The organism is Micromonospora maritima, from assembly GCF_902825405.1.
In the GTDB taxonomy this organism is placed as follows: Bacteria; Actinomycetota; Actinomycetes; order Mycobacteriales; family Micromonosporaceae; genus Micromonospora; species Micromonospora maritima.
Genome location: NZ_CADEAU010000224.1, coordinates 1 through 8,640 on the forward strand (window position 1 = coordinate 1; position 8,640 = coordinate 8,640).

Annotated in this window: 8 protein-coding genes; 2 read left to right on the plus strand and 6 right to left on the minus strand. The window is 73.8% G+C overall.

Features of this window, described 5'->3' with window-relative positions:
* The 6 genes from HUW36_RS19345 to HUW36_RS19370 form a co-directional block, all read right to left on the minus strand.
* A partial coding sequence (locus HUW36_RS19345) for a gamma-glutamyltransferase family protein (RefSeq protein ID WP_174529464.1) occupies window positions 1-1,079 on the minus strand: 1,079 nt, incomplete at its 3' end.
* An 11-nt stretch (window positions 1,080-1,090) separates the two neighbouring features.
* A complete protein-coding gene (locus HUW36_RS19350) occupies window positions 1,091-2,107 on the minus strand; it encodes an ABC transporter ATP-binding protein (protein WP_174529465.1) in 1,017 nt (338 codons plus the stop codon).
* Window positions 2,104-3,138, minus strand: coding sequence for an ABC transporter ATP-binding protein (locus HUW36_RS19355; RefSeq protein ID WP_174529466.1), 1,035 nt, complete (start codon window positions 3,136-3,138; stop codon window positions 2,104-2,106). Before HUW36_RS19355 ends, HUW36_RS19350 begins: the two co-directional genes overlap by 4 nt.
* Window positions 3,135-4,016 (minus strand): ABC transporter permease, encoded by an 882-nt coding sequence (locus tag HUW36_RS19360; protein WP_174529467.1) that lies wholly within the window; start codon window positions 4,014-4,016, stop codon window positions 3,135-3,137. The genes HUW36_RS19355 and HUW36_RS19360 overlap by 4 nt, the downstream gene beginning before the upstream one ends.
* Window positions 4,013-4,957: an ABC transporter permease gene (locus HUW36_RS19365; RefSeq protein WP_174529468.1), complete on the minus strand. Its 945-nt coding sequence runs from the start codon at window positions 4,955-4,957 to the stop codon at window positions 4,013-4,015. Before HUW36_RS19365 ends, HUW36_RS19360 begins: the two co-directional genes overlap by 4 nt.
* Complete coding sequence (locus HUW36_RS19370) at window positions 4,957-6,495, minus strand: ABC transporter substrate-binding protein (RefSeq protein WP_174529469.1); 1,539 nt, start codon at window positions 6,493-6,495, stop codon at window positions 4,957-4,959. The genes HUW36_RS19365 and HUW36_RS19370 overlap by 1 nt, the downstream gene beginning before the upstream one ends.
* Window positions 6,496-6,637: 142 nt before the next feature.
* Between HUW36_RS19370 and HUW36_RS19375 the strand changes: the two genes are divergently transcribed.
* Both HUW36_RS19375 and HUW36_RS19380 read left to right on the plus strand, forming a co-directional pair.
* Window positions 6,638-7,237: a TetR/AcrR family transcriptional regulator gene (locus HUW36_RS19375; RefSeq protein ID WP_174529470.1), complete on the plus strand. Its 600-nt coding sequence runs from the start codon at window positions 6,638-6,640 to the stop codon at window positions 7,235-7,237.
* Window positions 7,234-8,640, plus strand: a 1,407-nt coding sequence (locus HUW36_RS19380; RefSeq protein WP_174529471.1) for an acyl-CoA dehydrogenase family protein, incomplete at its 3' end; no start/stop codon positions are given. The genes HUW36_RS19375 and HUW36_RS19380, both read left to right, overlap by 4 nt.

An 8,640-nucleotide genomic window follows, 5' to 3' on the forward strand; every position in this document is an offset into this window, starting at 1 on the left:
GGACGCAGCGCGGTCGAGGCCCGCGCACCGACCAGCGCGGCGCGCTCGCGGGCGTACGCCGGGGACAGCAGCGCCGCCGGCGCCTCGCCGGTGTCGCCGTACCAGGCCTCGCGGTCGGCGAAGGCGAGCTTCAGCGCCTCGGCCTGCGCGTGGATGCCGTCCACGGTGGACGGATCGAGCGCCCGGGGATCGTCGAGCGCGTCCAGCATCGACAAGGTCTGCAACAGCACCGGGCCCTGGCCCCAGAACCCGGTCTTGGCCACCGTGTGGCCGCGCCAGTCGAGCGTGACCGGCTCCTCCCAGGTCGCCGACCAGCCCGCCAGGTCGGCGCCGGTGACCAGACCGGCGTGCGGCCGGCCGCTGGAGTCGCGGAACGGCAGCCGGCTGAACCGGTCGATCGCCTCGGCGACGAAACCCTCGCGCCAGGCCCGCCGAGCCGCCTCGATCTGCGCCACCCGGTCCGCGCCGGCGGCCCGGCCGGCGTCGACGAGGCGGCGCAGGGTCAGCGCGTACGCCGGGTTGGTGACCATCTCCCCCGGCGCGGGCGCCCGGCCGTGCCGCAGCCACCGCTCGGCGGAGGTCGGCCAGTGTTCGGTGAACAGCGACCGGACCCGCTCGACGGTCTGCCCGGCCGCGCCCACGAGCGGGTGGCCGGCGGCGGCGTAGCCGATCGCCGGGTCCAGCACCTCGGCCAGGGACCGGGTGCCGTGGTCGCGCAGCAACAGCAGCCAGGCGTCCACCGCACCGGGCACCACGGCGGCGAGCGGGCCGGAACCGGGCACGAGGTCCAGACCGAGCGAGCGGAAGTGCGCGACGGTCGCGCCGGCCGGGGCCGGGCCCTGGCCGCAGAGCACCCGCGGGGTCGGATCGTCCGCGGTCGCCAGGATCGCCGGCACCTCGCCGGCCGGGCCGTTGAGGTGCGGCTCCACCACGTGCAGCACGAAACCGGCGGCGACCGCCGCGTCGAAGGCGTTGCCGCCCCGCTCCAGCACGCCCATCGCGGACTGGCTGGCCAGCCAGTGCGTCGAGGAGACCATGCCGAAGGTGCCGCGCAGCGTCGGCCGGGTGGTGAAGGTCATCGCCGCCGAGCCTACGCCGCCGGCACGTCTTCACGCGCCGGGCCGCCGTCGCGGTCCGGCTCGCCGTCGAGCGGGAACAGGCAGGCGGCCCGGTGGTCGGGACCGACCTCGGCCAGCGCCGGGTCGGTGCGGGCGCACTCGTCGCGGGCCCGGGGGCAGCGGGTACGGAAGCGGCACCCGCCCGGCGGATCCACCGGGCTGGGGATGTCGCCGGTGAGCACGATGCGCCGGCGCTCCCGCTCGACCCGGGGATCGGCCACCGGCACCGCCGACAGCAAGGCCGCGGTGTACGGGTGCGCCGGCTGCCGGTAGATCCGCTCCGGCGGGCCCGTCTCGACGATGCGGCCCAGGTACATCACGGCGATCCGGTCGCTCATGTGCTCCACGGCGGCCAGGTCGTGCGCGATGAACAGGTAGGTCAGCCCGAGGTCGCGTTGCAGGTGCCGCAGCAGGTTCATGATCTGCGCCTGCACGCTCAGGTCCAGCGAGGCGATCGGCTCGTCCAGGACGATCAGGTCCGGCTCGCCGGCCAGCGCCCGGGCCACCCCGACCCGCTGCCGCTGGCCGCCGGACAGCTCGTGCGGATGCCGGTCGGCCGTCTCGGCGCGCAGGCCGACCAGGTCCAGCAGCTCGGCCACCCGGGCCCGGCGGGCGGCGGCGGACGCGGCCAGCCGGTGCACGGTCAACGGCTCGGCGATGCTGTCCCCCACCGTGCGGCGCGGGTCGAGAGACGCCTGCGGGTCCTGGAACACCATGGCCACGTGGCGGCGCATGCCGCGCAGGCGACGCCGGGACCAGCGGGTCACGTCCGCGCCGGCCACCCGGACCCGGCCGGAGGTCGGGTCGACCAGGCGCAGCAGCGCCAGGCCGGCGGTGGACTTGCCGCTGCCGGACTCGCCGACCAGGCCGAGCGTCTCGCCCCGGCGGACGGCCAGGGTGACGCCGTCCACCGCCCGGACCACCCCGGCCCGGGTCGGGAAGTGCACCGCCAGGTCGTCCAGCTCGGCGACCACGTCCGCGGCTGTCATGGGGTCTCTCCCGGATAGAAGGTGCGGACGGTGTGCCCGTCGCCGACAGGCGTCAACGGGGGCAGCTCGTGCGCGCACCGGGGGTCGGCGCGCACCGGGCAGCGCGGCCAGAACGCGCAGCCCGGCGGCAGGTCGAGCGGGCTCGGCGGCGCGCCGGGGATGGCCACCAGGTCCTCGCCCCGCCGCGACGGGTCCGGCCGGGCCGCGAGCAGCGCCCGGGTGTACGGGTGGGTGGGCGTGTCGAAGACCGCGTCGACCGGGCCCTGCTCGACGATGCGTCCGCCGTACATGACGGCGACGGTGTCGGCGATGCCGGCGACCACGCCGAGGTCGTGGGTGACCCAGACGACCGCCGTGCCCAGCCGCTGTTGCAGGTCGGCGACCAGCTCGACGATCTGCGCCTGGGTGGTCACGTCCAGCGCGGTGGTCGGCTCGTCGGCGATGAGCAGGTCCGGCTCGCAGGCCAGGGCCATGGCGATGACGACGCGTTGGCGCATCCCGCCGGAGAACTGGTGCGGGTACGCGTCGACCCGCCGCGCGGCCGACGGGATGCCGACCAGGTCGAGCAGCTCCACCGCCCGGTCCCGGGCGGCCCGGCGGCTCAACCCGAGGTGCTCCTCGGCCGCCTCGGTGACCTGCCGCCCCACGGGCAGCACCGGGTTGAGCGAGGTCATCGGGTCCTGGAAGACGAACCCGACGTGCCGGCCGCGCAGCCGGCGACGGCGGTCGTCGGGCAGCGCGGTCAGCTCGCTGTCGAGCAGCCGTACCCGGCCGGTGACCGTGGCGGCGCGCGGCGCGAGACCGGTGGCGGCGAGCAGCGTCATGCTCTTGCCGCTGCCGGATTCGCCGACCAGCGCGAACGTCTCCCCGGCGCGGACCTGCCAGGACACGCCGGCCACGGCGTGCGCCGGACCGCGGCGGGTGCCGACGGTGACGGTGAGGTCCTCCACGGAGAGCACAGGCCGGTCGCTGGTGCGGCGCTGGCTCGGCACGCTCTCGCGGCCCTCGCTCCGCTCGGTGCGGTCGCTCATGGGGTGCTCCTGCGGGCCTCGGCGAGGGTGAGTTGGCGCGGGTCGAGCACGTCCCGCAGCGCGTCGCCGACCAGGTTGAAGGCGAGCACGGTCAGGAAGATCGCCGCGCCCGGGAACACGCCCAGCCACCAGGCGTCGGTGACGAAGCCGCGCCCGTCGAAGAGCATCCGGCCCCAGGCCGGCGCCGGCGGTTGGATGCCGAGGCCGAGGAAGGAGAGCGCGGCCTCGGAGAGGATCGCGAACGCCAGCGACAACGACGTCTGCACGATCAGCGGCGCGGCGATGTTGGGCAGCACGTGCCGGCGCATGATGCGCAGGTCGGACGCGCCGATGGAGACGGCGGCCCGGACGAAGACCTGCTCGCGGACGGAGAGCACGCCGGCGCGGGTGATCCGGGCGAAGATGGGCGTGTAGACCACGCCGATGGCGACCATGGCGGTGAGCAGGCCGGGACCGAGCACCGCCACGATGGCCACCGCCAGCAGCAGCACCGGGAACGCGAACAGCACGTCCATGGCGCGCATCAGCACACTGTCCAGCCAGCCGCGGTAGTAGCCGGCGAGCAGCCCGAGCGTCACGCCCGCGACCAGCGCGATGCCGACACTGACGGCGCCGACCTGAAGCGACACGCGGGCGGCGACGAGCACCCGGCTGAGCACGTCCCGGCCCAGCTCGTCGGTGCCGAACGGGTGCGCGCCGCTGGGCGGGCGCAGCATCTGGTCGACGTCGACGTCGTTGACCCCGGCCGGTGCGAGCCACGGACCGGCCACGCCGACCACGACGAGCAGGACGAGCACGACGGTGCCGCCGACGGCGAGCGGGTCGCGTCGCAGTGCGTCGAGGACGCGGCGTGCGGTGCGCTCGGTCGTGGCGCTCACCTGACCGTGATCCTCGGGTCGAGGCGGGCGTAGAGGATGTCCACCAACAGGTTGACCAGCAGGAACAGTGCGGCGACGAGCAGCACCGCGCCTTGCAGGACCGGGTAGTCGCGGGCCTGCACGGCGTCGAAGGTGAGCCGGCCGATGCCCGGCCAGGCGAACAGCACCTCGATCACGATGACGCCGCCGAGCAGGCTGGCCAGTTGCACCGCGACCACGGTGACCACCGGGATCAGCGCGTTGCGCAGCACGTGCCGCAGGATCACCACCCGGTTACGCAGCCCCTTCGCCTCGGCGGTGCGGACATAGTCGGCGGAGAGCACCTCCAGCACGGACGAGCGGATGAACCGGGTGAGGATCGACGCGGTGACCAGGCCGACCGTCACCGCCGGCAGGGCCACGTGGGTGGCCCACCGGCCCGGGTCGTCGGTCAGCGCCACGTAGCCCGAGGGCGGCAGCCAGCCGAGCACGCCGGCGAAGAGCAGGATGCCCATGATGCCCATCCAGAAGTCGGGCACCGAGACGCCGAACTGGCTGAACACGCGGGCGGCGTGGTCGACCGCGGAGCCGCTGCGCACCGCCGCGACGATGCCCAGCGGGAACGCGACGAGCAGCGCGAACACCACCGCGGTGACGGCCAGCGACAGCGTGGCCGGCAGGCGTTCCAGCACGATCCGGCTGACCGGCTGGCCGGTGCGGAAGCTGACTCCGAGGTCACCGGTGAGCGCGTGACCGAGGTAGCTGGCGTACTGCACGGGCAGCGGCTGGTCGAGGCCGGCGCGAGCGCGCAGCGCCTCGTACGTCTGCGGGTCGAAGCGGGTGCCGAGCGCCACCCGCACCGGGTCGCCCGGCACCAGTTGCAGCAGGAGGAAGACCACCAGGGTCACGCCGAGCAGCACGACCGCGGACTGGAGCACCCGCCGCAGGACGAAGCGGGCCATCACTTGGCGAGGGCGACCGAACGGAACCGGATGGCTCGGTCGGTGCGCACCTCGTAGCCGGAGACCTTCTTCGACCAGCCCTGCACGACGTCCGGGTTGTAGAGGTAGAGGTAGCTGGCGTCGTCGACGATCTGCTTGGCGGCCTGGTCGTACGCCTGCTTGCGGGCGGCCTGGTCGGTCTCGGTGCGGGCCTGGTCGAGCAGCTTGTCCACGGCCGGGTTGCGGTACTTGTGGAAGTTGAACGTGCCGCCGCTGTGGTGCTGGGCGTAGTAGAACTCGTCCGGGTCGACGTTGCCCAGCCAGCCGAGCATGAACCCGTCGAAGTTGCCCTTGGCCTGCTCGTCGAGCCACTGGGCGAAGTCCAGCGTACGGATCTTGACGGTGATGCCGACGTCCTTGAGCTGGGCGGCGATGACCTGGGCGGCGGTGACGGTCTCCGGGTACTCGCTGGTGACCATCAGGTCCATGGTGAGGTTGCCGACGCCGGCCTGACCGAGCATCTGCTTCGCCCTGGCCGGGTCGTGGGTGTACGGCGCGTACTCGTAGTAGTAGGCGCTGTCCTTCGGGATGGCCGCCTGGTTGACCGTGGCGAGGCCGAACTTGGCCGCCTTGGTGATCGCCTCCCGGTCCAGGGCGTACCCGACCGCGCGCCGCACCTCGGGGTTGTCGAAGGGCTTGCGGGCCTCGTTGAGCGCCACGTACCAGTAGTCGGTGGAGGCCGCCGACCTCACCACCGGGTCGTCGCCGTCCCGCAACGACGTCACCTGCTGGGGCGGCAGGTTGTCGGTCCACTGCACCTGGCCGCTGCGCAGGTTCTGCAACGCCACCGTGGGGTCCTTGACGAAGGTGAACGTGACGCCGTCCAGCTTCGGCTTCTCGCCCCAGTAGGCGTCGTTGCGGACCAGCTTGATGCTGTCGCCGGAGGTGTAACCGGCCACCTTGAACGGGCCGCTGCCGACCGGCGCGGTCTTGACCTTGCCGGACTCCACGTTGGACTTCTCCACGATCGCGACGCCCTTGAACCCGCCGAGGTTGGCCAGCAGGTTCGGCGTGGGCGCGCTGAGCGTCACCACCACGGTCGTCGGGTCGGGCCCGGTCACCGACTTGACGGTGGCGAACTTGTACGCGGTGTTCAGCTTCTCCTTGATGATCCGCTCGTACGAGTAGACGACGTCCTCCGAGGTCAGCGGCGAGCCGTCGGAGAACGTCGCCCCGTCGCGCAGGGTGAACGTCCAGGTGAGCTGGTCGGCGCTGGTGGTCCACTTCGTCGCCAGCGAGGGCACCATCTTCAGGTCGGCGTCCGGCTCGACGAGCGTGTCGTAGACGTTCTCCAGGACCTGGAAGCTGTAGTAGGCCGAGGTCTTGTGCGGGTCGAGCTGGTCGGGTTCGCCGCCGATCGCGGCGCTGAGGACACCGCCGGCGCCTCCCGCGTTCGCTCCGCCGCCGACGTCGACGGCCTCGCCACCGGTGCATCCGGACAGGACGCCGACGGTGAGGGTGAGTGCGGCGCCGAGCACGCCGAGCTTGTTCCTGGACACAGGCCCCCCTAGCCACTTCCCGGACAAAAGAAAGTTTCGGCGAGTCTTCTCCCCGAGCAGGATGATGTCAACGAATCGCGCCAAAATGACTGGTCGTCGCGGGGCTTGCCGGCAAGGAGTGAACGGTGCTTCAATCCTTGGCGTGGTCTACCGGAGCACCGAACGGGTCCGGGCCCGGTTGGACGCCTCCCGCCGCCGGATCGTCGCCGCGGCGCTGGAGGTGATGGCCGAGCACGGCTACGCCGGCTGCACGGTGGCGGCCGTGGCGAACCGCGCCGCGCTGGCCACCGGCACCGTCTACCGCCACTTCCCCACCAAGGCGGACCTGTTCGCCGAGGTGTTCCGCACCGCCTCGCAGCGCGAGGTCGACGCGGTCACCCGCGCCGCCGCGCTCGAGACGACCGTCGCCGACCGGGTCACCGCCGTGGTGGAGACGTTCTGCGGCCGGGCGTTGCAGTCCCCCCGCCTGGCGTACGCCCTGCTCGCCGAGCCGGTCGACCCGGCCGTCGACGCCGAGCGGCTGGTCTTCCGCCGGGCCTACGCCCGGGTGCTCGCCGGCCACGTCGCCGAGGGGATCGCCCGCGGGGAGCTGCCGCCGCAGGACCCCGAGCTGGCCGCGACCGCCCTGGTCGGCGCGCTGGCCGAGGCGATGGTCGGCCCGCTGTCCGCGGGGGTCGCCGGCCCCGGAACCGTCCCGGGCCTGACCACCTTCCTCCACCGCGCGCTGGGAGTCGCACCGTGACCACACACGAGGTCGTCAACCAGGTCCCGCCGCTCGTCGGCCACGACACCGCCGACGACCCGGCGCTGCTGGCGGGCGTGGCCCGGGAGGGCGCCGACTGGGCCGTCGCCGAACTGCACGACCTCGGCCGGCTGGCGGGCGGCGAACAGGCCGCCGAGCACGGCCGGCTGGCCAACGAGCACCCGCCGGTGCTGCGCACCCACGACCGGTACGGCCACCGCGTCGACGAGGTGGAGTTCCACCCGTCCTGGCACGAGCTGATGCGCACCGCCGTCGGCCACGGCCTGCACGCCGCGCCCTGGGCCGACGACCGGCCGGGCGCGCACGTGGCCCGGGCCGCCCGCTTCCACGTGTGGCGGCCCGACGCCGGGCACGGCTGCCCGATCTCGATGACGTACGCGGCGGTGCCGGCGCTGCGGCACAGCCCCGAGCTGGCCGCGCGGTACGAGCCGCTGCTCACCGCCACCGAGTACGACTTCGGGCTGCGCCCGCCGCACACCAAGCGCGGACTGCTCGCCGGCATGTCGATGACCGAGAAGCAGGGCGGCTCGGACGTGCGCGCCAACACCACCACGGCCCGGCCCGAGCCGGACGGCAGCTACCGGCTCGTCGGGCACAAGTGGTTCACCTCCGCGCCGATGTGCGACCTGTTCCTCACCCTCGCCCAGGCGCCCGACGGCCTCACCTGCTTCCTGGTCCCCCGCGTGCTGCCCGACGGCACCCGCAACCCGATGCGGCTGATGCGTCTGAAGGACAAGCTCGGCAACCGCTCCAACGCCTCCGCCGAGGTCGAGTACGAGCACGCGGTGGCGTGGCGGGTCGGCGACGAGGGCCGCGGCGTGCGCACCATCATCGACATGGTCAACCTGACCCGCCTGGACTGCGTGATCGGGGCGGCGGCCGGGATGCGTCAGGGCGTGACCACGGCCGTGCACCACGCCACCCACCGGCGGGCCTTCGGCCGCTACCTGGTCGACCAGCCGCTGATGCGCAACGTCCTGGCCGACCTGGCGGTGGAGTCCGAGGCCGCCACCGTCCTCATGACCCGGCTGGCCGGCGCGACCGACCGGTCGGCGCGCGGCGACGAGGGCGAGACCGCGTTCAAGCGCCTCGCGCTCGCCGTCGGCAAGTACTGGGTGTGCAAGCGCTGGCCGGGGCACGCCGCCGAGGCCCTGGAGTGCCTGGGCGGCAACGGCTACGTCGAGGAGTCCGGCATGCCGCGGCTGTTCCGCGAGTCGCCGCTGAACTCCATCTGGGAGGGGTCCGGCAACGTCGCCGCGCTCGACGTGCTCCGCGCGCTGACCCGGGAGCCGCAGGTGCTGGCCGCGTACGAGGCGGAGGTGGCCGCCGCGGCCGGCGCGGACGCGCGCCTCGACGCCGCCGTGCGCCGGGTGCGCGACGAG

Excerpts from the sequence above, each read along its gene's own strand:
- HUW36_RS19365 (WP_174529468.1), bottom strand. The coding sequence starts at position 4,957 with ATGGCCCGCTTCGTCCTGCGGCGGGTGCTCCAGTCCGCGGTCGTGCTG.
- HUW36_RS19350 (WP_174529465.1), bottom strand. The coding sequence starts at position 2,107 with ATGACAGCCGCGGACGTGGTCGCCGAGCTGGACGACCTGGCGGTGCAC.
- HUW36_RS19355 (WP_174529466.1), bottom strand. The coding sequence starts at position 3,138 with ATGAGCGACCGCACCGAGCGGAGCGAGGGCCGCGAGAGCGTGCCGAGC.